We start from the raw sequence: 24,170 nt of genomic DNA, 5'->3' as shown, positions 1-24,170 counted from the left end.
GTGACGGACGCAGAACGATCCGGGGGGCAGCGGCGCAGCGTGGTGCGGGTGGTTCCGCCCGCCCGCGCCCGCAAGCTGGCCAAGGTGCCCTTCGTCGAGTTGGCCGAGGGCCGCTTGCAGGGCGTGGTGTCCAGCGGGTCGAGCGCGGAGCGGGTCTACGTGTCGTGGTTCACCGCGGACACGCACGCCTTCCACTGCAGCACCAACAACAACCGTCCCTGCGGCGGACTGTCCGGTCGGCCCTGCAAACACCTGGTCGCCCTGGCCGACGAGGCGATCCTGCAGTACGGCGTCGACCGGATCGCCCGCTACCTGCGGATCGACATCGGCGACGGGGCCGACTCCGGGTTCGACCTGCTCCGCCGGGCGAACTACCGGCACGAGCCGGGGCCGGGGGCCGTGGTGTTCGCCCGGTTCCTGCGTCACCTGACTTACCTGGAGGTGCCGGGCAGCGACGGGATCGTGCCGGAGCTGCACTGGTTCCCGGCGACGGCGGGGGTCCGCTGATGCTGGCCACCACGCTCGCGGCGCTGCACGCCGACCCACCGGTGGGACTCTCCGACGCCATCGAGGTGGTGGATGGCTTCGACGACGTCCTGGCGCAGGGCTTCGCCCGGGTCGGTGAGCCGGAGGCGGCGACCCTGACCGCGTTCGCCGACGCCTTCGCCGGCACGCCGCTGGCCGAGGCGGTGGCGGAGGCTGCCGGTAAGGCCGGCACCGGTTCCGGCACGGCCGAGCACCTCGCCGTGCTGGCCGGGGCCCGTTCGGCGTTGCTCGGCGCGGCGCACGACGCGCTGCTCGGCCGGCTCGACGCCGCCCTCGCACGGGACCGTACCGCCGCTGCGCAGGACGACCCGGTCGAGGCGTCGGGCCTCGGGGCCGCCGCCGCGGCACGGGCCTGGCTGCACGAGGTGGCGCTCGTCGGCTGGGCCGGCGTCGACCACGAGTTGCTCACCGCCGTGGACACCCCGGTCGAGGCGGCCCTCGCCGTGCCGCAATGGCGTCGGCTCGCCGTCCTGCTCGACGGGTTCGCCGCAGAGCTGCGGGCCTGTGTCCCGGTCTCCACGATGCCGCAGGTTCCGGTACGCCGTTGGGCCGACCTGTGGGCCCGGGGGATGCTCCTCACCCAGGGGGCGGTGCCGACCCGTACCACGACGCGGGTCTCCGGCCGGTTGCTGCCGCTCGGCGTCGAGGTGCACGAACACGACACGGCGGTGCAGGTCCTGCTGCACGCGATCCTGGAACCGGCGGACGGGACGGCGCCCCGGGTGGTACGGATCGCTGTCGGAGCCGCGAAGACCGACACCGTCGTCGGTCCGGCCGTGTGGAAGCTGTTCGGGGCTCACCCCGTCCTGCTGAGCGTGCTGGCCCAGCGGCGCTGCGTGACCGTGACCGACCTGCCCGAGCAGGGCGGCGACGTGTCCTGGATCGACGACCGGGTGGAGGTCGGCGAGCCGGCCGACCCGTTCGCCACCGCGCGGGTGCTGCTCGCCGCCGCCACCACCTCGGCCGCCGCCCCACTGGACCGGCACCCGGCCGCCATCGCCGAGCCGGTGTTGTTGGAGGGTTACACGGTCGGCCGCGACGACGACGGGGTCCACCTCGACCTCGGTGGTCAGCGCATCGGCGTGACGGTCGACCGGCTGCCGGCCTGCGGACCGCTCACCCTCGATCTGGTCACCGCGTCCACTGCCTGCCTGGGCCTTGCCCGTTGGGACGACGGCGGCTGGTCGGTGCAGCCGCTGGCGGTCCGGGCGACGGTGCGCAAACGCGCCGTCGAGGCGCACAACGGCGACTGGGCGGACGGCATCACCGATCCGAAGGTGGCCAAGGCCGAGGCCAAGGCGGGCGACGTCGTCGCCGTGCTACGGGCGCGAGCCGGACGGTTGCTGCGCCGATGACCGACTCCCCGACCGGCACCGACGCCGACGCCAACCGCCGCCAGGTGCTCTACTGGCGCCTGCTGTCCCGCCTGTTCGACAGCAACGAACAGGCCACCCTGGAGACGGCGAGCATGGCGGTCGTCGACGACCTCGGCCTGCCCGCCGCCCTGCTCGACCCGACGGTCTCCGTCGACTCCGTGGTCCAGCGGTTCCCCGACCTCGCCGACGAGATCGGCGGCCTCCTCACCGACGCCGACGCCACCACCGGGTCGGACACCACCGCCACCACACCGGACACCACCGGGTCGGACACCACCGCCGCCGGACCGGACGACACCGCACCGGACGACACCCTTTCGGGCCAGGTCGGTGAGGCTGAGGTACGCCGGGCAGCGCTGGTGTCGAAATTGCTGCTCAACGTCTTCGCCACCGGTTCCGGCGCGGTCACCGCCGGGCAGCTCGCCGGGTGGCAGTCGGACGCAGGCTGGTTCGAGCGAGCCCTCGGGTTCGAGCCGGGCCGGTTGCGCGCGGAGGGCTCCGGACTGGGTGCCACCCTCGCCGGGCTCGAAGGCGACCTGGTCAGCCGGATGCGGCTACGGGAGGTCCTGGCCGACCCGACCCTGGCCCGCCAGCTCACCCCGAGCATGTCACTGATCGAGCAGTTGCTGCGGGACAAGTCGAACCTGTCCGGGGTGGCGCTGGCGAACGCCAAGTCGCTGATCCGGCGGTACGTCGACGAGGTGGCCGAGGTGCTCCGTACCCAGGTGGAGCAGACCAGTGTCGGCACCATCGACAGGTCGGTCCCGCCGAAGCGGGTGTACCGCAACCTCGACGTGGACCGCACCATCTGGCAGAACCTGACCAACTGGAGTCCGGAGGACGAGCGGCTCTACGTCGATCGGCTCTACTACCGGCAGACCGCCCGCAAGACCACCCCGTCCCGACTGATCGTGGTGGTGGACCAGTCGGGGTCGATGGTCGACTCGATGGTGAACTGCACCATCCTCGCCTCGATCTTCGCCGGACTGCCGAAGGTGGACGTGCACCTGATCGCCTTCGACACCCGGGCGCTCGACCTGACTCCCTGGGTGCACGACCCGTTCGAGGTGCTGCTGCGTACCAAACTCGGCGGCGGCAACGACGGCCCGGTCGCGATGGCGATGGCCCAGCCCAAGATCGCCGAACCCAGGAACACCGTCATGGTCTGGATCTCAGACTTCTACGAGTTCGGTCGCTCCCAGGCACTGTTCGACGGAATCGAGTCGGTGCACCGCTCCGGGGTGCGGTTCATCCCGGTGGGCTCGGTCAACAGCTCCAACAAACAGAGCGTCAACCCGTGGTTCCGGCAGCGGCTCAAGGACCTCGGCACCCCGGTCCTCTCCGGCCACATCCGCAAACTCGTCTTCGAGCTCAAGAGCTTCCTCACCTAGGAGATCCAGGCATGTCCGAAATGCTGCGCGCCCCCGCCGAGACCAAGTACGCCGAGGAACTCGACTACCTGGAGTCGGTCGACACCGGCCCGAAGCCGTTCTCCTGGCGGCTGAGCCCGAACATTGTCCGGTTGTTCATCCTCGGCTCCGAACGCGCCGACGGCCTGGACCGGAAGATCGACCAGAAGTGGTTCGGAGATCGCAGTTTCGTCGAACGCAGCATCGTGACCCTGGCCTCGGACCGGGGACTGCTGCTCATCGGCGACCCCGGCACCGGCAAGAGCTGGCTGGCCGAGCTGCTGGCCGCCGCGATCTGCCGCAACTCCACCCTCGTGGTGCAGGGCACCGCCGGCACCACCGAGGACCACATCAAGTACTCGTGGAACGTCTCGATGGTCATCGCGAAGGGCCAGTCCCGGGACTCGATGATCCCCTCCCCGATCATGAACGCGATGGAGCAGGGGGTGATCGGCCGGTTCGAGGAGCTGACCCGCTCCACCAGCGACGTCCAGGACGCCCTGATCTCCATCCTGTCGGAGAAGTACGTCTCCATCCCCGAGCTCAAGGACGACAACATCGTCTTCGCCCAGCCCGGCTTCTCCATCATCGCCACCGCCAACAGCCGGGACCGGGGGGTCAACGACCTCTCCTCGGCCCTCAAGCGACGGTTCAACTTCGTCCGGATCCCGGTGGTGTCGAACAAGAAGAGCGAGGCGGAGATCGTCCGGTTCCGTACCGAGGAGCTGCTGCGCCGCCACCAGATCGACCTGGCGGTGCCGCCCAACCTGCTGGACATCCTGCTCCAGAGCTTCGCCGACCTGCGGGCCGCCTCCGCCGCGGCGACCAGCGACGACGAGAAGCTGGAGTCGGCCCTGTCCACCGCCGAGCAGATCGGGGTCCTGGAGGACGCCATCCTGCACAGCCAGTTCTTCGGGGACCGGACCCTGCGCCCGCAGACCCTCGCCGGGTCCCTGGTCGGGTCCCTTGCCCGCCGCAGCCCGGAGGACCTGGCCATCCTCAACAAGTACCTGCACGGGGTGGTGGAGCCGCGCGCCAAACAGGACGGCGGCGAGTGGTCGGAGTTCCTCGACGGTGGTCGCCAGGCGATCACGTCACTGTCGTGAGCGCGGTGTCGGTGCCCACGGAGTCCGGCCCCTTCGGTGAGCTGCGCGGGCAGCTCACCGAGGCTGCCATGACCTTCGCCGGGTCCCCCGACGCGCTGGCCGAGATCCTCGCCGGCATCGTCGACGACGTCGACCGGGCGCTGGGCGAGCGGTTGGAGATCTTTCCGGTCTGCCACCACTCGCCCGCCTCCGGGCTGGCCATGCTGCGCCGGCTGCGGGTGAAGCAGCCCAAGGTGATCTACCTGGAACTCTGCGAGGACCTCCAGCCGCTCCTCGGTGAACTGCGCAACTGTCGGCTCCCGGTGGCAGTGCAGGCGTTCGCCTCGGAGCTGGACGGATTCCCCGTCGACTGGGCCCCGCTGAGCGTCATCGCCCCGGTCACCGAGGCCTCCGCCGAGTACCAGGCCATCGCGTACGCACTGGAGACGCCCGGGGTGGAACTGGTCCTGGTGGACCGGTCCACCGACCACGTCTTCCAGTGGTCACCCCGGCACCGCGCCGCATCGGGCGGGGACGGCGACGCTTCGGTTCCGACTGAGGCGTCGGGTGGGTCCGCCGAGGAGGCGGAGCTGCACGGAGACTCGGTCGGGTTGGAGATCGGCGACCTGCGTCCCCGGTTCGCCGAACTGCAGGCGCACCTGCTCCACCACGGCAAGGTCCGACACTGGTCGGAGTGGTGGGACCAGTACGTCGAGCGTCCCCTCGTCGACGCCGACTACGACACGTACCGGCAGGTGATGGTGCTGATCGGCAGTCTGTTCCGGCGACTGCGTCCGGCCGACTCCCAGCGCCACGACCGGGACGAGGACCGGGAAAGCTACATGTGGACCCGGATCCGGCAGCACCTGGCCCGCTCCGGCGCCGACCCGGCGGACTGCCTGTACGTCTGCGGTGCATTCCACGCCGCCAGCCGGGTCGAGCAGTTCGGGCTGGACTCCACCGCCCCGGACTTCGACATCACCCCCCGCACCGACACCACCTGGCGGTACGGGCTGATTCCGTCCAGCCACTCGGCCATCGAGGCGCAGTTCGGCCTGGCACCGGGTTCGGTGTCGATCGCGGCGGCGACGTGGACGAAGGCGGTCGGCCGGTCCAAGGTCAAGCCGTACCGGCTGGCCGGGCAGTCCGACGGCCGCAGCCGTCGACGGGCCGGTACGGCGGCGACCGGTTCCACAGGTGCGACCCCCACCCCGGGTACGGGCACCGCCGACCCGGTGACCGACCGGCTGACCGGGTTCCTCGCCACACCCGCACCGGTGGACGGACTGGACGAGGCGGAGCTGCGCGCCTGGTGCGTGGACATCGTCCGGCTCGCCCGCCGCAACGGGTACCTGGCCAGCACCGCCGACGCGATCGCGGTCTTCGAGCACTCGATCCTTCTCGCCGGGATGCGCAACCGGGCCCGGCCCACCCCGTACGACTTCACCGACGCGGCGGTGACCTGCATCGAGAAGGACGTGGTGCCGGGGCGGCGGGACGTCCGTCGGCTCTGCGAGATCCTGCTCGGCGGGGACCGGGTCGGGCAGGTCGGCTACGACTCCCTCCCCCCGTTGGCCCGGGACGTGCTGGACCGACTGAGTCCCCTCGGGCTGGACCTGCAGAAACGGACCATGAGCCGGGCACTGCTGGACCTGAAGGCCGACCCGGAGCTGGGCGCCTGCTCCGACCTGTTGTGGATGCTGCGGTTCCTGCTGCCCCCGGCCACGGTCCGCCCGATCATGGGCGAACGGCGGCTCGGGCACCGGTCGATCCAGGAGAGCTGGGACCTGGCTCTCGGCCGCGACCAGCGGGCCCTCATCGAGCTGGGGTACGAGGGCGTCACGGTGGAGCAGGTGCTGGAGCTGCGCCTGCGCCGCGAGGTCCGTGGTCCGACGGCGACGGCCGCCACCGCCCTCGCCGCCGTCGAGAACGCCATCTGCCTGCTCGGCAACCCGCGCCTGGTGGACGAGTTGGGGGGCCGGGCGGTCGAGCTGCTCGCCGCCGAGCGGAGCGTCGACGACGCACCCGAGGTGCTGCGGCGGATCCGACGGCTGCTGGCCCACTACCGGGCCACCGCGCCGGAGCTGCCGGCCTGGTGCGAGGCGTTCGCGACCACCGGGTACGCCCACTACTGCACCCTGCTGCCGACCGCCTTCGTCGACGCGGAGAGCAGCACCAGGCAGGTCGGGGCGATGCTGGGCTTCCTGTTCAGCATGGAGAGCCTGGCCATCGCGTTGGGCTGCGACCGGTCCCAGCTCGAACTCGCCGTCGCCCAGTCGCATCCGGAGGAGCCGGGGAAGGTGGCCCTGGCGTGGGCGGCCCGACACCAGCTCGGCACCCTCCCCCTGGCCGAGCTGCGGGCCCGGTGCGCGCAGCTGCTGGACAACCCGCTGGTGGTGCCGGCCTTCCCCCGGTATCTCGCCGGTTTCGTGCACGCCCTGGAGCCGGTGCCGAGCCTGACCCCCTTCGTGGTGGAGACCATGTCGACGGCCTTCGCCCGGTTGCCCGACCCGGTCCTGCTGCCCTGGCTGCCCACCCTGATCACCACCCTGCGGGAGCAGGGGCCGGAGCTGGTGCCGTTGCTGGTCCGGGAGGCGGGGCGGACCTTCCCCGGCACCCTCCCCGAGCTGGACGGATGGGTGCCTCCGTGGCGACGCACGGCACCGACGGCAGGGTCGGCCCGTCGGGCCGCCCCGGTCGGCCGGGTCGGTGCCCTCCTCGCCGCCCACCCGGACGCGGTGGACGCTGTCGCCACCCGGTTCGGGTGCACCGGCGGATGGCGACAGGTCGACCCGGAACCGGAGGGTGGCGCAGCGGCCGGGGCGGCTACGCTGCTCGCCGCGCATCCGGACACCGTCGAGGCGGTCGCCGCGCTCATGGTCACCGCACCGGACCGGAGGTGATCGCCGGTGTTCGTGCGCGGCATCTCGCTACCGCCCGGTACGCCGACCCCGGCCGAACGCGCCCGGTGGCCGTACACCGTTCCCGCAGTGAGCGGGCTCGCCGAGGACGACATCGAGTTCACCACACCGGTGACCCTGCTCGCCGGTGACAACGGCAGTGGCAAGTCCACACTGGTGGAGGCGGTCGCTGTCGCCGTCGGGTTCAACCCCGAGGGCGGCAGCACCTCCTTCCGGTTCGCCACCCGCGCCACCGAGTCCCCGCTCGGCGAACACCTGGTGCTGCGCCGGACCCCCGGCCGCAGGCCCCGCACCGGGTTCTTCCTGCGCGCCGAGTCGTACTACAACGTGGCCACCGAGATCGAACGCCTCGACGCCGACCCGGACTCCCCGTCCCTGCTCGGCGCCTACGGCGGGATCTCCCCCCACCACCGTTCCCACGGCGAGTCGTTTCTCGACCTGGTCAACCATCGGTTCGGCCCGCAGGGGCTGTACCTGCTCGACGAACCGGAGGCGGCCCTGTCCGTCCACGGATGCCTGGCCCTGCTGCTGCGCATCGCCGAACTGGTCGACCAGGGCAGCCAGTTCATCATCGCCACCCACTCGCCGATCCTGCTGGCCAGCCCCGGCGCGACGATCCTGCACATCGACACCGACGGCACCATCGCACCTGTCGACTACGACCAGGCCGAGCCGGTCACCCTGACCCGGGCGTTCCTGGCCGACCCGGGCCGGTTCCTGCACCACCTGCTCACCGAACGCTGACCCGCTCCGCCGACGGCTCCGTCATCGTCGGAACCCGCCCCGGCCGAAGCCGAGGGTTCCTCGGTGCGTCGGCTTCAGCGCTGCGACGCCACCGCACCGACGAACGCCCGCCACGCCCCCGGGGCGAACGTGAGCGTCCCGCCGTCGCGGTCCTTGCTGTCCCGGACACCGACGACCTCGGGAAGGTTGTCGGCGACCTCGACGCAGTCGCCGCCGTTCGAGCTGCTACGGGTGCTGGTACGCCACTGCGCGCCGGTCAGGTCAGCCATGCTCGCGTCCTCATGAAATCGATGGACTGGTCACGCGGCAGCGCGACCGACCTCACGGTATCCCACACCGCCCAGAGCGCGGCAGTCTCGTCCGTGACCCGCCCGGCGGCCTGGTCGTCCAGGTATCCGACGTCCTCACCGTCGGGCATGGTCGCGATAATGAACGGCCCTGCCTGTCCAGGATGGAGCCCCGCCGTCAGCGGTAGGACGTGCACCATGACGCTCGGTCGTTGTGCCATCTCGACCAGATGGTCCAACTGCTCCTCCATCACCTCGCGGGGACCACGCCGCAACGCCGCCTCGTCGATCACGAACACGGTCAGCGGAGGCTCGTCCTTGTCGAACACGGCCGCCGCCCGGCGCATCCGCGATTCGACGAGAGCTTCCGCCTTGGCGGCGAGCGGCCCGCTGGTGAGCACCGCACGGGCGTACGCTTCGGTCTGAAGCAGTCCCGGGATCACGGTCGCTTGAAAGCACCGCAGCCCGACGGCTTCGCGCTCGATGTCTGCCCACGTCCGGAACCACACGGGCTCGCTCCGCTTGAGAACGTCCGGCCAGAGATCTGTGACGTCCCGCCGCAGCAGCTCGGCAACCTTGGCTCGATGCCGCGACTGCGGAATGCGGCCGTCACTCACCCACCGGGCCGCCGTCTTCGGGTCGACACCCACCTGGCCTGCAAGGCTTTCGGCAGTCTCCCCCGCCTCGACCATCGCTGCTTTGACCGCACGGTTCATCCTGATCACTCCATGGGACGTCCTGAATATCTATCAGACATCATGCAACGCTGTGTATTCGTCGCGCAACTCACAGCACAGTGAGAGGCGGGACGGTCGTGGTGGGGCCTGCCGAGGTGCGTGAGGAGTCGCCACGGGTGCGGGCTCCCCGACCATCGCGACCGTCCACGGGGGCCGCCGCCGGGCATCCGGCAGACCGGAGTGCGGCCCCCACTCGGATCTCACTGACGCGAGAGGGACCACCCATGCGATTCGGTCGAGGCAAGCACCGACAGGCCGAGCAGAGACGGCACGCCGAGCGCCCGCGTACGCCACATGGGACGGACTGGGCCTACGCCCGCACCGCCGCGTACCCGGTGGTCCGCCCCGGCACCGACGGACACCTGACGCCCGCCCAGGCGTGGCGAGCGAACCAGGGCAGGTCGCGGTGACGGCCGCCGCCGGGCTCGACGGCGCGTCGCAGCACATCGGGTACGGGCCGCTCTGGACGTGTGAGCAGTGCGCCCTGCCGTGGCCGTGCCCGGCGTTCCGCGAGGCCGGGGCCACGGCGCAGATGCTCGGCGGACTCCTCTACATGGCGCACTGCGCACTGCGGGACCTGCGGCACGTCCCGCCGGTCGAGGTCGTACGCAGATTCCTGTTCCCGCTGGACGGCCTCTCCGACGTCGACGCCCGACGGATCACGCTCAACCTGCTGCGATCGCGGATTCCGGTGCCGGACCGGCCGCGCACGTCCCACGTACCGATGCGACCGCTCTGGCGCTGCTCGGCGTGTCGGCGGGACTGGCCGTGCGAGCCCGCGCGGCGCTCGTTGGCGCACGAGTTCGGAGGGGATCGTGCCTCGCTCCTGGTCCACCTCGGGGCGATGCTGGCCCATGCCGGCGATCAGCTTCACCAGATCGGGCAGCGCCCGTCACCAGCCGCCCTCGACCGTCGATTCCTGTCCTGGGCGCGGGCAGTGCCCCAGACCGTGTCACCCGGCCTGCGCACACCCTGACCGCCCGCGACTCGGCACCACCACCCACACCGCCGAACTTCTGTAGAAGCCACGGCTCTTCATTCCGAGCTCCACGAACCATCTGACGAAAGATCAACAATCCGGCTCCACGAGCGAGGCTGCCGCACGGCGCGGCAGCCTCGTTCACGCCTTCGCGTGGTTCGGGAACCCGGTTCACTCCGGCGGGGAGGACCCGGGATGTCCCGATGGGTCGCCCGAGACGCTGAGAAGTCGAAGGACCTCTCCCACATTGCGCCGGTTGGCACCCCAGTCGAAGAGCGTCGTCTTGACCTTCGATCGACTGGACACGGTCACGCGTGCAGTACCACCGACGTCCGGGACGATTCTACAGGTGATGACTTCGCCCCATGACCTGGCGCTCACCCCGATCGCGGCGGTCACCATCGCGTCCCCGACGGTCTTCACGTCGCGTACGCCCTTCATCGAGGCGAGCACTTCTTCGAGGCGCCCGAGTAACTGCCCCGTGCCGCCAGCGAAGCGTAGATCCTTCTCGAAACTCTTCATCGGGCGGCTCTTTCCTCCATGTCAGCTCTCTGAGAGGCCACAGTCGTCCGCTCGCGACTTCGCAGCCTTGTCTGAGGGCTCGCTGCCCTCTCACGTCCCGCCACCGCCGCACCCCTGCTCTGTACGGCCGCCGGCAGCAACCGCAGGCGAGTGGTGTCAGGACTGGAGCCGGGGCATGCTGTGCTGGTCGTTGGGGCCACTTTCTCTCCCTCGCTTACTTCATCAGCCACAAGCGGCAAGGCAAGCCACCCGGCAAAAGCGCCGGAAAGAATTGTCACCGCCCACAGGTTGGCTTTCCTTGGGCGGCGACGGCTCTGGCCACAGAAAGCCAGCCGTCATGACCACTACAAAGAAGGCCAGCATCATGAGTGCGCCCTTGATCTGCCTGCCCCGCACCTCTTTCCTCCTTGCACTTTCTGATCGCATTAAGCCGATCCGATAACAGCGCGTTCGACGTGCACGGATACGACTAACTCCTCATGAAGCTTCCCGTGACTCCGAAGAATCCGCCTGTCATTCCTCCGAGCAGGCCCGACTCCGCGTCTCCGCCCGCTACGAGGGCGGTAGCCCCGTTACCGGCGGGCAGTGAAGGCCCGCGGCCACTTCCCCAACGAGCAGGCCGCGTCACGCAGCCTGCTGCTAAGGCCAAGTCGCGGCTTGCCCACCCACCTGGTCGACCCATCGATGGGTCGACCAGGTGGAGCGATCATCCCGACCTAAACCGTTCCCGGCGCTCGACAGGGCTGAAGTTCCCGTAGCTCAGCGTCGCTTCTGGCGCCTTAAGAGCACAGCCGTCCAGACAGTTATTGCAAGAGAAGCGACAACGACCAGAAGACGGGCTACCTGCTCTTCCTCGCTAAGCCTCTCGACCACGAGCGGCACGGCCACCCATCCGGCGAATGCGCCGGAGACTGTGGTGGCCGCCCACAAACTGGCTTCCCTTGGTTCGAGTTGCTTGAATATCATTGCGCCGCCTTAGAGATCAACGAGGCGTTGTCGCCCAGTGATACAGGGACCTGCATCGCCGGTCACCAACCGGACTTGAGGGCTCACGGATGCCGCTGGGGTAGCGGAGGATGTCGGCCTGTCCGAGGCCGGGGTGGATCGTGGAAGTCGGTGGCCCCTTCAGGGGCCCAAGTGCTCCAAGATCTCGGCAAAGGGTCACTCGCGCCGACGAGAACAGGCCGCCGGTCATCCGGCGGCCTGTTGCACGTGCCGATCGGGGTGTGGGCGCGGCAGGTTTCGAACCTACGACGCCTCGCGGCAAGGCGAGCCGCTCTGAACGACCGAGCGTGAGCGCCTGAACTCCTGGCCATCTACGCCTTGGGCTTCCCGCCCCTTGTCAGACGCTCGACCACCAAACCTCCAGCACCTATGACGATCATCAAGATGAGGCCTGACAGGTAGGACCCGTCAAAGAAGTAGACGTTCAGCAGCGGCAGCGTCAGAAAGAGTGCCAACACCAGCCATACGGATTTCTTCCGAAGCAATTTCAGCCCCCTTGTCGCAAACACATCGCGATCATCCATCTCCGCGATTTAGCAGCTACCCACGCCACATCTCTGACCGATGTCTGACCCTACCATCCGTCATTGTTGGACTCAGTCGACACCCACCACCCCACTAATGTCCCTGCCGCCAAGCAACCGATTTTTGCGGCGGCGGGCGCGGCGACCGCCGATAGCCCCACCGTCGGGGGCGCTAGCACCCAGGCCACGGCGGTGGCAATGACTGTGCAGGCGCTTTGGAATGAGATTCCGGCTGCCGCCGAGAAAATGTCGGACCAGTCAAAGAAGAGTCCGGTCGGATCAACGTACGTGACAGGGTTGGCGCCAGCGTAGGCGTACCGGTTTCCCTGTGCCGGGTTGCCGATGAAGCTGAGGTTGTCCTGTTGGGTGAAGCGGCCCTGGATGGGGTTGTACCAGCGTTGGCCGTACTTGGTGTAGGTGGTGGCGGGGTCGTGGATGCCGCCGGCGTAGCGGATGATGTTGGTCTGTCCGAGGCCGGTCTCGGTGGTGGTGAGGGCGTTGCCGTAGGGATCGTAGGTGTAGCTGGCGGCGGCGGTGCCGTCGGCCTTGACGATGGCGATGACGGAGCCGAGGGCGTCGAGGACGTAGGCGTGGTCGGTGGTGCCGATGCGCAGTCCGAGGGGGGTGCCGAGGCCGTCCCGTTCGACGTGAGCGGTGGGGTTGAGGCCGTTGGTCCAGGACTGCAACCAGGGCATACCGTGCTGGTCGTCGTAGCCGTAGGTGAGGTTGATGGTGCCGGCGCGGGTGAGTTCCACCTGGTCGGTGCCGGCGTAGGCGTAGGTGGTGGTCGCGGCGGGGGTGGTGGCGGTGGTCATCTGCTTGGCGGCGTTGTAGCCGATGCTCCCGACCGTGGGGGAACTGGTGCGGGTCTGGTTGCCCCGGGTGTCGTGGGTGTTGTACATGCTGGTGATCTGGTTGGCCGAGTTGTAGGTGTAGCTCTGGGTGCTGGTGCCGTCGACCATCACGCTGGTGCGGTTGCCGTTGGTGTCGTAGTCGTACTCGTAGGTTGTGCCGTGGTGGTTGGTGGCCTTGGTGAGACGGTCGCCGTCGTCGTAGTCGTACCGGGTGACGGCGCTGGTCGCCTCGTTGCGTTGCCACTGACGCAGGCCGGTGTCGTCGGCCTTTGCGGTGGAGCATGGTTCGCCGGCGGTGTACTCGGCGTAGCAGTAGGTGACGTCGTGGACGGTGGTGGGGGTGGTGGAGTTGCGGGTGGCGGTGATGCGCTTGGGCCGGTCCGACTTGTCGTAGCTCGTGGTGACCCGCAGCGCCCAGGAGCTGTTGGTCTCGGTCGTGGCGAACCACATGGTGGTGCGGTTGCCGTCCTTGTCGTAGGCGAAGTTGTAGCGGGTGCCGCCGGCGGTGTCCACCCGGGACATCCAGTTGCGGGTGTTGTAGTAGTAGCGGGTGGTGCCGCGACCGTCGACGAGGTATTCGAGGTTGCCGGCCGGGTCGGGGCGGTAGATCTGGGTCGGGGTGCCGGGGGCGGTGCGCTGGCGGAGCCGGTTGAGCTGGTCGTAGGCGTACGTGGTGGTGCCGGTGGCGTCGGTACGGCTGATCACGTTGCCGGAGCCACCGTGTTGGTAGGTGACGGTGGTGGTGGAGGTGCACCCGGAGTAGGCGGTGCTGGTCAGCCGGTCGTCGAGGCTGTAGGTATACGTGGTGGTGCAGCCGCCGCCGGTCTCGGTGGCGAGTCGACCGTAGGTGTCGTAGGTGAACGTCCTGGCCGTCAGGGTGTTGCCGGTCGGCGGGGTCATGGTGGTGAGCTGCTTGTTGCTGTCGTAGCTGTAGGTGGTGTCGTTGGTGCCGTTGCCGGGATCGGTGGACGACTTCACGGTGCCGTCGGAGTTGTAGTCGACCTTCGCCTCGGCGGCGAGGGCGTCCTCCGAGGAGGTGCGGTTGCCGGCACCGTTGTAGGTGTAGGTGGAGGAGTTGCCCTGGGTGTTGGTAGACGACGAGGGCTGGAAGTTCGCCGTCGGGTTCGTCGAGGTAGCGGTGTTGGCGTACGCGGCCGAGGCGCTGGCCCCGGTCGGTGACTCGGACTGGGTCTGGGACTGTCCGCTGTTGGCGCCGTAGGTGTTGCTGGTCTGTCCGCCTTCGGCGGTGGTGCTGGTGGCGACGTCGCTGAACGGGGTGTAGGTCTTGCTGCGGGTGTTGCCGGCCGGGTCGGTGACCTCGGTGACCCGCTTGTTGGAGTTCACCTCGTAGCTGGTGTGCGGCACGCCGGTCACCGGAAGGGACAGGTCCTCCCGGGGGCCTGCCACGTCGGTCTTCGTCGAGCTGGTGTACGCCAGTCGGGTGGTCGAGCCGCGCATGGTGGTGTTGTCGGTGATCTGGGTCAGGGAGGTGACCCGGTGCTGGCTGTCGTAGGTGATCGTGACGAAGGTGTCGTCCTCCAGGATGATCTTCGTCAGGTTCCCGGCGGTGTCGTACTCGAACTGGACCTGCCGCCAGGTGGCGCTCTGGATGGTGGTCAACCGGCCTGCGGTGTCGTAGTCGTAGGACACCTGCCGCCAGTTGCCGTCGCTGCCGGTGTGCCGGTACCGGGTCAACCGGTCCCCCGTGTACGTCACCGCGGCCGTCCGCACCGAACCGACCCCCCGGTCCGAGGTGACAGTGGTCATCTTCCCGCCGGTGTAGGCGAAGTCGGTGACGTTGCCGTTACGGTCCTCGGTCTTGTCCAGCAGACCGGCCGAGGTGAAGAAGAGGACTCTCCCGCTCTCGTTCTCGGTCAGTTTCCACCCGGAACCGTCGGCGACGAGCTTCGCCTTGAACTCCCCGGGGGTGGTGTAGCCCGAGCCGGAGGCGGTGAACGTGCCGACCACACCGTCGGCGGCCACGTAGGTGACCGAGTCGTCGTCGGCCTCGATCAGCCGCACGTCCACCCCGGAACGGGTACGCCAACCCGGCCCGTGGGCGCCGTCGGCGACGTCGCTGCCCAACAGCAGACTGTTGAACGACGCGCCGAGGGTGACGTTCTCCGCGATCCCCGGCAACGTCAGCTCGGTGCTGGTCAGCAGCAGGTTCCCCGACCCCACGTTCACCCTGGCCTGGAGCCGGTCGGTCAGCGAGAACGACAGCTGGGTGGCGTTACGGACCGGACCGGTGCCCTTCGGCACCGACGGCGCCGCTCCCGCCGTCGCCCGAGCGGCCGCAGCGGGCGGAGCGTCGAACAACCACATTCCCGACCCGGACATCGGCGACACGACCGGCTCGATCCCGTCCACCCCGGCACTGTCCGGGGGCGCTGCGACGACAGGGTTTCCCGCCGGTACGACCACAACGGAGGCGGCCAATAGCGCTGACGCTATCCCCACTACCATTTTCCGTCGACCCATCAACACTCCCTCTATGTCCGGCGGACGTGTTTCCACCGGCATGAAGCCACACAGAAGACGCACCGCAGGATCACTGCTGCGCGAAAGAAAGATCGGTGGGACCTAACCGACGACAGACCCCACATGAGTCGTCGCCAGAAGAGGCAGGATATTGTTCACAGCGGATTGCCGCGGCGTCGGCGACATGCTGACAGTGCGCCCATGAGAGCCCCCGTGATTAATTGCCGTGCGGCAAGTTTCAGGAACGCTATCCTGGCGAACAGACGGAAGTCAATGAACGTTACGCTCGGACAGGATCAAGTGGAACTACCGACCCAAAGTGGATGCGCTCATCACACGCCGTGACGTGAAGGCTACTCCTGCGGGGTGAGGCGGACCCGGCGCAGAAGTTGGGCGTTGAGGGCGACCACGATCGTGGAGGCGGACATCAGCACCGCCGCCAGCGCCGGGCTGAGAGTGATCCCGGCCCAGGCCAGGGCACCGGCGGCCAGCGGGAGGGCCACCACGTTGTAGCCGCCGGCCCAGGCCAGGTTCTGGAGCATCTTGCGGTACGACGCCTTGGACAGTCTGATCACCGCCCCCACCCCACGGGGGTCGGAGGAGGCCAGGACCACCCCGGCGGACTCGATGGCCACGTCGGTGCCCGCCCCGATGGCGATGCCCACGTCGGCGCGGGCCAGGGCGGGTGCGTCGTTGACGCCGTCGCCCACCATCGCCACCCGCAGTCCCCGACCCTGGAGGTCGGCCACCACCCGGTCCTTGTCGGCGGGGAGGACCTCGGCGTAGACCCTGTCGGCACCGGGACGGAAGCCCAGGTCGGCGGCGACCGACTCGGCCACCGGACGGGCATCCCCGGTGATCATGGCGATGGTGCCGACGCCCTGGGCCCGTAGCTCGGCGACCGCAGTCCGGGCCTCCGGGCGTACCTCGTCGGCGAGGGCGAACGCGCCGACCGCCACGGCCTCGGACGTGGCGGCGTCGAAGTCGGCACCGGTGCCGTCGGGGCCGGCGCCCAGGCGGACCAGGTGCAGGACCGCCGCGCCCTGCGCCGACCACCCGGTGGCGGCCCGCGTCAGCACGTCGGGGACGGCTGCCGACAGCTCGGCGAGCAGGGCGGGGCCGCCGACTGCGTACCGGATGCCGTCGACCGTGGCGCGGACGCCGCGCCCCGGCAGGGACCGGAAGTCCTCGGCCGGGGTCCGCAGCCCGCGCTCGTCGGCCACGGTGACCAGCGCGCGGGCCAGGGGGTGTTCGCTGTCGGACTCGACGGCGGCGGCCAGGCGCAACACCTCGTCCTCGTCGAGGTCGTCGGCGGCGGCGACCCCGGTCACCGTGTGCTCTCCCCTGGTCAGGGTGCCGGTCTTGTCGAACAGCACCGCGTCGACGGTCCGCATCCGTTCCACCGCGAGCCGGTCCTTGACCAGGATCCCGGCGCGGGCCGACAGCGCTGTGGAGAGGGCGATCACCAGGGGGATGGCCAGGCCGAGGGCGTGCGGGCAGGCGATCACCAGGACCGTCACCGTCCGGACCACTGCGGCGTCCGGGTCGCCGAGGGTCCACCACAGGCCGAAGGTGACCAGCGCGGTGGCGGTGGCGACGTAGAAGAGGATCGCGGCGAACCGGTCGGCGAGGGTCTGGGCCCGTCCGGTGGCGGTCTGCGCCTGGGTGACCAGGCGGCCGATCCCGGCCAGGGCGGTCTCCTCGCCCACGGCCTCGACCCGGACCCGGAGGGTGGAGTCGGTGGCCACCGTCCCGGCGACCACCCGATCCCCGACGGTACGGCGGACCGGGCGGGACTCCCCGGTGATCATCGACTCGTCCAGCTCGGCGGTGCCGTCGGTGATCCGGCCGTCGGCGGGGACCCGGGCACCCGACCGGACCAGGACCGGGTCACCGACGGTGAGGTCGGTCAGCCCCACCCGACGGACCGAGCCGTCGGGGTCGATCAGTTCGGCGTCGTCGGGCAGCAGGGCGGCGAGGGCCGACAGCGCGCCCCGGGCCTGGCCGACGGCCTTCGTCTCCTGCCAGTGCCCGAGCAGCATGATGGTCACCAGGGCGGCCAGCTCCCACCAGAAGTCCAGGTCGAAGAGGCCGAGGGCGGTGGACACCGAGGCGAGGTACGCGACGACGATCGCCATCGAGACCAGCAGCATCATGCCCGGGGTCCGGGAGCGGATCTCGTGGACCCCACCGGCCAGGAAGGGCCATCCGCCGTAGCCGAAGACCACCGATCCGAGGACGGGACCGACGGCGCCGATGCCGGGGAGGTCCAGCGAGTAGCCGAACCAGTCCATCACCATGGGGCTGGTGACCACGACCGGGACGGTCAGGGCCAGGCTGAGCCAGAACCGTCGGCGGAGCTGCTCGGGGTCCACGGTCACCACCTCCGACAGCGACCATATGCCCCTGGGGGGTATCTACAGCCGAGGTCGCGGCCCCGTCACCCGGGACGGGGACCTGTGCTGTCGCGTACCACCAGGGTCGGCTCGACCGGGGGGTGGACCGGACTCCCGTCGGCACCGCTGTCGAACAGCTCCAGCAGGGTGGCCACGCACCGGCGTCCCACCTCGTCGAAGTCCTGCCGGACGGTGGTCAACGGCGGCGAGAAGTACTCGGCCTCGGGGATGTCGTCGAACCCGACCACACTGACGTCCTCGGGCACCCGACGCCCCCGCTGGTTCAGGGCGCGCAACAGGCCGAGCGCCTGATGGTCGTTGGCGCAGAAGACGGCCGTCACGTCCGGCCGGTCCAGCAGGGTCTGCCCGATCTCGTACCCGACGCGGGGGCTCCAGTCCCCCTGGACGACGGTCGGCACGGGCCGTCCGGCCTCCTCCAACGCCAGCCGCCACCCGTCGACCCGGTCCCGGGCCTCCAGCCAGTCGCGCGGTCCGGCGATGTGCCACACCGTCCCGTGCCCCAGCTCCAACAGGTGTTCCACAGCCAGCCGGGCCCCGGCGACCTGGTCGACCGAGATGCTGGGCAGTTCGCCGGTGCCGCCCCCGGCCTCCACCACCACCGCCGGTACGCCGGTGGGCAGCCCGTGCACGGCGACCGCCGCCGTCATCATCGGGGCGATGATGACCACGCCGGCCACCGACTGCTCGGTCAACGCGTCGATGGCGGCGGTCATCCCCGCCCGGTCCAGTCGTTCCAGGGTGACGATGTTGATGCCGTACCCGGCGGCGCGGGCGGCCCGCTCGACGCCGAGCAGGGTGGCCGCCGGCCCGTACAGGATGGTGTCGAAACTGACCACGCCGATGACCCGCGACCGCCGTCCGGCCAGCCCCCGGGCCAGGGCGTTGGGCCGGTAGTTGAGCTGGTGGACGGCGCGCCACACCCGCTCCCGGGTCTCCGGGCGGACGCTCGGGTGGTTGTTGAGCACCCGGGACACGGTCTGGTGCGAGACTCCGGCGAGCCGGGCGACGTCGTTCATCACCGCTGCCCGCGCGACCGGCTGCTGACCCACGCACTCCACCCCCTCGCCGCCGCCATGGTAACCCGCGATGATCAACATAGACGGGTGTCGTGCCTGGTGGCGCGGCTGGTCAGAAGCCCCGGGCCAGCCGGTGGTAGGCCTGGTTCCAGCGCAGCTCCTGGGCGAACCGGCGCGGACGGGTGTCGGCGTCGATCACCACCAGCTCGGTGGTCACCATCTCGGCCAGGTCGTGCAGCTCCTCCACCCCGACCGCCTGGGACAGGACGGTGTGGTGCGGCGCACCGGCGGTCAGCCAGGCCTCCGCCGAGGAGGCCAGGTCCGGCCGGGGCCGCCACACCGCTCGGGCCACCGGCAGCCTCGGCAGCGGATGCGGCGGGGCCACCACGTCGATCTCGTTGGCGACCAGGCGGAACCGCTCCCCCATGTCGGCCAGGCCGAGCACCACCGCCGGGCCGGGCCGGGCGTCGAAGACCAGCCGTACGGGGTCCTCCCGTCCGCCGATGCCCAACGGGTGGATCTCCACCGTCGGGGTGTCGGCCGCGATGGTCGGGCAGACCTCCAGCATGTGCGCCCCGAGGACCAGTTCCCGGCCGGGGGTGAAGTCGTAGGTGTAGTCCTCCATGAAGGAGGTGCCGCCCTCCGTACCCACCGACATCGCCTTGAGGGTCCGGACCAGCACCGAGGTCTTCCAGTCGCCCTCACCGCCGAAGCCGTACCCGTCGGCCATCAGCCGCTGCACCGCGACGCCGGGCAGCTGGCGCAGCCCGCCCAGGTCCTCGAAGTTGGTGGTGAAGGCGCGGAACCCCCCGGCGTCGAGGAAGTCGCGCAGCCCCGCCTCGACCCGGGCGGCGTACCGCAACGAGTCGTGCCGGTCCCCTCCGGTACGCAGTTCGGCGGCGAGCCGGTACCGCTCGTCGTACTCCTTGACCAGCTCGTCGATCCGGGAGTCCGGGACCGCGTCGACGACCGCGACCAGGTCGTTGACCCCGTAGGTGTTGACCGAGACGCCGAAGCGCAACTCCGCCTCGACCTTGTCCCCCTCGGTGACGGCCACGTCGCGCATGTTGTCGCCGAACCGGGCCAGCCGCAGCGACCGCAGTTCGGCCCGCCCGAGCGCGGCCCGGGTCCACGCGCCGATCCGCGCCGCCACCTGCGGGTTGCTGACGTGACCGGCGACGGTCTTGCGGGCCACCCCGAGGCGGGTCTGCACGAACCCGAACTCCCGGTCGCCGTGGGCGGCCTGGTTCAGGTTCATGAAGTCCATGTCGATCTCGGCCCAGGGCAGCTCGACGTTGGACTGGGTGTGCAGGTGCAGCAGCGGGGTCCGCAGCGCGTCCAGACCGGAGATCCACATCTTCGCCGGGGAGAAGGTGTGCATCCAGGCGATCACACCGACGGCCCCCTGGACGGCGGCGTCCCGGCAGACGGCCAGGATCTCCGCGCTGGAGGTGAGCACCGGCTTCCACACCACCCGGGCGGGGATGGCCGGGTCGGCGTCGAGGTGCGCGGCGATCTGCTGCGACTGCTCGGCGACCTGACGCAGGGTCTGCGGGCCGTAGAGGCCCTGGCTCCCGGTGAGGAACCAGACCTCGGCCGGTGATGAGCTGGTCATGGTGTTGCCTTTCCGATCAGCGGGCGGGAGGGTCACTTCGCGCGGAGGCCGACGAGCCGTTGCAGGAGGATGAACGCGAACAGCAGGGCACCGATCACGATCTTGGTCCACCAGGAGTTGAGGGTGCCGTCGAAGGTGATCAACGTCTGGATCACCCCGAGCACCAGCACCCCCAGCACCGTGCCGAAGACGTAACCGGAGCCACCGGTCAGGAGGGTCCCCCCGATGACCACTGCGGCGATGACGTCCAACTCCATGCCGACGGCGATCAACGGCGCCCCGGACAGGGTGTAGAAGGAGAGCATGATCCCGCCGATCGCCGAGCAGAGCCCGCTGACGGTGTAGACGGCGATCCGGGTACGCGCCACCGGCAACCCCATCAGCAGCGCCGACTGGGGGTTGCCGCCGATGGCGTACACGTTGCGTCCCAGCCGGGTGTACGCCAGCACGAACGCGGCGACCAGCACCACCACCAGGGCGATCAGGACGCTGATGCTGACAAAGTTCTCCCCGATCCGGATGCGGTGCTGGGCCATCGTGGTCCAGAACCCGTCGGTGATCGGGATGGACGCGGAGCTGATCCAGGTGCACATGCCCCGGGCGAAGAACATTCCGGCCAGGGTCACGATGAACGGCTGGATGTCGAAGAAGTGGATGACGCAGCCCATCGCGAACCCGAGGGTCGGGCCGATCAGCAACGCGATCACCAGCACCAGGAACGGGGGCAGGCCGGAGCGCAGCAGCGACGCCGACACCATGGCCGTCATCGCCACCACCGAACCGACCGACAGGTCGATCCCACCGGTGAGGATCACGAAGGTCATGCCGACCGCGACCACCAGCAGGAAGCCGTTGTCGATGAAGACGTTGAACACGACCTGGATGTTGGAGAAGGCGGTGTACTGCGACACGCCGATGCCGTACATGACCAGCAGCAGGGCGAGGGTGGCCAGCACCGGTACGTGCCGCTGGGGCACCCGTCGCCGTACCCTCGCGGGGCGGGCGACAAGAGGGGTCATGGTCATGCCGGGACCTGCTCCTTCGGGGTCTCGACCGTGGACGGTGGAGGCGGGGGTGGCGTCCTCCGGCGGCGCAGCCGCGCCCGGAACGCCGGGGCCTGGATGAGGCAGACCGCGATCACCACCACCGCCTTGAACAGCAGGGCGGTCTGCGGGTCGATGCTCATGGCGTAGACCGAGGTGGTCAGGGTCTGGATGAGCAGCGCGCCGACGATGGTGCCGCCGAGGTAGAAGCGGCCTCCGGCCAGGGCGGTGCCACCGATGACGACGGCCAGGATCGCGTCGAGTTCCACCCACAGCCCGACGGCGTTGCCGTCGGCGCTGGAGACGTTGGCGGTCATCATGAACCCGGCGACGGCGGCGCAGGCCGCGCTGATGACGTACACCAGAAGGGTGATCCGTCGGGACCGGATCCCGGCGAGCCGACTGGCCTCGGCGTTGCCCCCGACCGCCTCGATGATCATGCCGAGCGCGGTCCGTCGGGTCAGCACCGCGACGACGAGGGTCACCGCCAGGGCGACGATGATGGCGAACGGCAGGGTGAGCAGGTGACCGACCCCGATCGTCCGGTACGGCTCGCTGTTGATCGTGATGATCTGACCCTCGGTGATCAACTGGGCGAGCCCGCGCCCGGCGACCATCAGGATCAGGGTGGCGATGATCGGCTGGATGCCGACGACGGCGACGAGCGCACCGTTCCAGACCCCCAGCAGCAGGGCCACCCCGAAGGCCAGCAGCAGGGCGGTGAGCACCCCGCCGACGCCGTTCTGGTCGGGCTGGTTGCTGATGTGCAGGCAGGCGACAGCGCCGCTGACCGCCGCGACGGAGCCCACCGACAGGTCGATACCGCCGGTGGCGATCACCAGCGACATGCCCAGGGCCACCAGGATCAGCGGGGCACTGAGCCGGACGATGTCGACGAGGCTGCCGTAGAGGTGCCCGTTCTTCAGCTCCACGGCGAGGAACCCCGGCCGGTGGACGGTGTTCGCCACGATCAACAGCGCCAGCACGACCAGCGGCCAGAACAGCCGGTGGGCGGTGGCCGCACCGAGACGGGTCCGTACCGTGGTCACGTCGTCGCCTCCTGGTGGTCGCCGCCGGCGATGACCGTCATGACCTGCCCGGCGTCGAGGGTCTCGTCGTTCGTCAGTCGGGCGACCAGCTGCCTGTCGCGCATCACCACGACCCGGTGGCTCAGTCGCAGCACCTCCTCCAACTCGGCGGAGATGAACAGCACCGCCATGCCACCGTCGGCGAGCTCGACCACCAGGCGTTGGATCTCGGTCTTCGCGCCGATGTCGATGCCCCGGGTCGGCTCGTCGAGGATCAGCAGCCGGGGCTCGGTTATCAGCCAGCGGGCCAGCAGGACCTTCTGCTGGTTGCCCCCGGAGAGGTTGCGCACCGGCAGGTCGGGGTTGGCCGGACGGATGCTCAGCGCCTCGATCCAGCGCTGGACCAACTCGTCCTGCCGACGTCGGGGCACCGGACGCAGCCAGCCCCGGGCCGCCTGCATGGCCAGGATGATGTTCTCCCGGACGGTCAGCTCCCCGACCAGCCCCTCGGTGCGGCGGTTCTCGGAGCAGAAGGCGATGTCCCGGTCGATGGCCGCCACCGGGTTGCGGATCGCCGTCGGTCGACCGTCCACTGTCAGCGTCCCGGAGTCGGCGCGGTCGGCCCCGAAGAACAGCCGGGCGACCTCGGTACGACCCGAGCCGAGCAGCCCGGCCAGCCCGACCACCTCCCCGGCGTGGATGGTGAGACTGAACGGGGCCACCGAACCGCTGCGGCCCAACCCGTCCGCCGCCACCACCGGTGCACCGGCGGCGACCCGGTCGGGATCGCGTCCGGCGGCGGCGTCGATGCTCTCCAACGCGTCGAGTTCCTTGCCGATCATCTTCTCCACCAGGGCGAGCTGGGGCAGTTCCCCGGTAGGCCACTCACCGACGAGGCGTCCGTTGCGGAGCACCGTGATCCGGTCGGCGACGCTGTAGACCTGGTCGAGGAAGTGGGTGACGAAGAGGATCGCGATGCCCTCGTCCCGGAGCTGACGCATGATCCGCAGCAACTGGGCGACCTCGTCGGCGTCGAGGCTGGAGGTGGGCTCGTCGAGGATCAGCACCCGGGCCCGGACGTCCACAGCACGGGCGATGGCCACCATCTGCTGCACGGCCAGGGAGTAGGTGCCCAGCAGCTCGGTCACGTCGATGTGCAGGTCGATGCGGGCCAGCAGTTCGCCGGCCCGGCGGCGCATCGTGCGCCAGTCCACCGTCCCCAGGCGGCGGGGTTCCCGGCCGATGAAGATGTTCTCCGCCACGGAGAGGTTGGGCAGGAGGTTGACCTCCTGGTAGACGGTGCTCACCCCGGCCGCGGTGGCCTGCATGGGGCCGGTGAAGGACACCGGGGCACCGTCGAGGGTGACGGTGCCGGAGTCGGTGCCGTACACACCGGTCAGCACCTTGATGAGGGTGGACTTGCCGGCGCCGTTCTCGCCCATCAGGGCGTGGACCTCACCGGGGAGGAGTCGGAAGTCGACGCCGTCGAGGGCCCGTACTCCCGGGAAGAACTTGCTGATCGCGGTCATCGTCAGGACCGGATGCCGCTGCGACATCCCCCACCAGACCTTTCCACTGGAG

General features: G+C 69.8%; 19 protein-coding genes. 8 read left to right on the top strand and 11 right to left on the bottom strand.

The window, feature by feature from the left end; translation table 11 throughout:
- Positions 1-39: 39 nt before the first annotated feature.
- The 6 genes from WHN02_RS17540 to WHN02_RS17515 all read left to right on the top strand — a co-directional run bounded on the left by WHN02_RS17540 (position 40) and on the right by WHN02_RS17515 (position 8,081).
- A complete protein-coding gene (locus WHN02_RS17540; RefSeq protein WP_434743989.1) occupies positions 40-507 on the top strand; it encodes a hypothetical protein in 468 nt (155 codons plus the stop codon).
- Positions 507-1,901, top strand: coding sequence for a hypothetical protein (locus tag WHN02_RS17535; RefSeq protein WP_434739810.1), 1,395 nt, complete (start codon positions 507-509; stop codon positions 1,899-1,901). Before WHN02_RS17540 ends, WHN02_RS17535 begins: the two co-directional genes overlap by 1 nt.
- Positions 1,898-3,313 (top strand): vWA domain-containing protein, encoded by a 1,416-nt coding sequence (locus WHN02_RS17530; protein WP_434739809.1) that lies wholly within the window; start codon positions 1,898-1,900, stop codon positions 3,311-3,313. The genes WHN02_RS17535 and WHN02_RS17530 overlap by 4 nt, the downstream gene beginning before the upstream one ends.
- 11 nt (positions 3,314-3,324) lie before the next feature.
- A complete protein-coding gene (locus WHN02_RS17525) occupies positions 3,325-4,437 on the top strand; it encodes an ATP-binding protein (RefSeq protein ID WP_434739808.1) in 1,113 nt (370 codons plus the stop codon).
- A gap of 68 nt (positions 4,438-4,505) precedes the next feature.
- Positions 4,506-7,319: a DUF5682 family protein gene (locus WHN02_RS17520; protein WP_434743988.1), complete on the top strand. Its 2,814-nt coding sequence runs from the start codon at positions 4,506-4,508 to the stop codon at positions 7,317-7,319.
- A 6-nt stretch (positions 7,320-7,325) separates the two neighbouring features.
- Positions 7,326-8,081, top strand: coding sequence for an AAA family ATPase (locus WHN02_RS17515; protein ID WP_434739807.1), 756 nt, complete (start codon positions 7,326-7,328; stop codon positions 8,079-8,081).
- Between the two features lie 74 nt (positions 8,082-8,155).
- Here WHN02_RS17515 and WHN02_RS17510 read toward each other — a convergent pair whose 3' ends face one another.
- Positions 8,156-8,350, bottom strand: coding sequence for a DUF397 domain-containing protein (locus WHN02_RS17510; RefSeq protein ID WP_434739806.1), 195 nt, complete (start codon positions 8,348-8,350; stop codon positions 8,156-8,158).
- Positions 8,338-9,084, bottom strand: a complete 747-nt coding sequence (locus WHN02_RS17505) for a helix-turn-helix domain-containing protein (RefSeq protein ID WP_350897955.1) — start codon at positions 9,082-9,084, stop codon at positions 8,338-8,340. Before WHN02_RS17505 ends, WHN02_RS17510 begins: the two co-directional genes overlap by 13 nt.
- Before the next feature lie 245 nt (positions 9,085-9,329).
- Here WHN02_RS17505 and WHN02_RS17500 point away from each other — a divergent pair, with 245 nt between their 5' ends.
- Together WHN02_RS17500 and WHN02_RS17495 are read left to right on the top strand one after the other, a co-directional pair.
- Positions 9,330-9,515, top strand: coding sequence for a hypothetical protein (locus WHN02_RS17500; protein WP_434739805.1), 186 nt, complete (start codon positions 9,330-9,332; stop codon positions 9,513-9,515).
- Positions 9,485-10,081, top strand: coding sequence for a hypothetical protein (locus WHN02_RS17495; RefSeq protein ID WP_434739804.1), 597 nt, complete (start codon positions 9,485-9,487; stop codon positions 10,079-10,081). Before WHN02_RS17500 ends, WHN02_RS17495 begins: the two co-directional genes overlap by 31 nt.
- A 174-nt stretch (positions 10,082-10,255) precedes the next feature.
- Here WHN02_RS17495 and WHN02_RS17490 read toward each other — a convergent pair whose 3' ends face one another.
- The 9 genes from WHN02_RS17490 to WHN02_RS17450 form a co-directional block, all read right to left on the bottom strand.
- Entirely contained in the window at positions 10,256-10,606 is a 351-nt protein-coding gene (locus WHN02_RS17490; RefSeq protein ID WP_434739803.1) for a hypothetical protein, read from the bottom strand.
- A 1,316-nt stretch (positions 10,607-11,922) separates the two neighbouring features.
- Positions 11,923-12,135: a hypothetical protein gene (locus tag WHN02_RS17485; RefSeq protein WP_434739802.1), complete on the bottom strand. Its 213-nt coding sequence runs from the start codon at positions 12,133-12,135 to the stop codon at positions 11,923-11,925.
- Positions 12,136-12,185: 50 nt separating this feature from the next.
- Positions 12,186-15,359 (bottom strand): RHS repeat domain-containing protein, encoded by a 3,174-nt coding sequence (locus WHN02_RS17480; protein ID WP_434739801.1) that lies wholly within the window; start codon positions 15,357-15,359, stop codon positions 12,186-12,188.
- Between the two features lie 464 nt (positions 15,360-15,823).
- Positions 15,824-17,845 (bottom strand): heavy metal translocating P-type ATPase, encoded by a 2,022-nt coding sequence (locus WHN02_RS17475; RefSeq protein WP_434739800.1) that lies wholly within the window; start codon positions 17,843-17,845, stop codon positions 15,824-15,826.
- Between the two features lie 65 nt (positions 17,846-17,910).
- The gene (locus tag WHN02_RS17470; RefSeq protein WP_434743987.1) at positions 17,911-18,903 is read right to left on the bottom strand and encodes a LacI family DNA-binding transcriptional regulator; all 993 of its coding nucleotides are present in this window, start codon (positions 18,901-18,903) and stop codon (positions 17,911-17,913) included.
- 112 nt (positions 18,904-19,015) lie between these two features.
- Complete coding sequence (gene araA / locus WHN02_RS17465) at positions 19,016-20,518, bottom strand: L-arabinose isomerase (RefSeq protein ID WP_434739799.1); 1,503 nt, start codon at positions 20,516-20,518, stop codon at positions 19,016-19,018.
- Between the two features lie 32 nt (positions 20,519-20,550).
- Positions 20,551-21,543 carry a galactofuranose ABC transporter, permease protein YjfF gene (gene yjfF, locus WHN02_RS17460; RefSeq protein ID WP_434739798.1) on the bottom strand — a complete coding sequence of 331 codons (993 nt, stop codon included), beginning with the start codon at positions 21,541-21,543 and terminating at the stop codon, positions 20,551-20,553.
- A complete protein-coding gene (locus tag WHN02_RS17455) occupies positions 21,540-22,610 on the bottom strand; it encodes an ABC transporter permease (RefSeq protein ID WP_434739797.1) in 1,071 nt (356 codons plus the stop codon). The genes yjfF and WHN02_RS17455 overlap by 4 nt, the downstream gene beginning before the upstream one ends.
- Positions 22,607-24,145 carry a sugar ABC transporter ATP-binding protein gene (locus tag WHN02_RS17450; protein WP_434739796.1) on the bottom strand — a complete coding sequence of 513 codons (1,539 nt, stop codon included), beginning with the start codon at positions 24,143-24,145 and terminating at the stop codon, positions 22,607-22,609. Before WHN02_RS17450 ends, WHN02_RS17455 begins: the two co-directional genes overlap by 4 nt.
- Positions 24,146-24,170: the final 25 nt, after the last annotated feature.

Origin of the sequence: Micromonospora sp. SH-82 (assembly GCF_051132485.1) — a bacterium.
Taxonomy (GTDB): domain Bacteria; phylum Actinomycetota; class Actinomycetes; order Mycobacteriales; family Micromonosporaceae; genus Micromonospora.
Note: the sequence above shows the minus strand (reverse complement) of the source record. Positions and strands in the feature narration are given on the sequence as shown.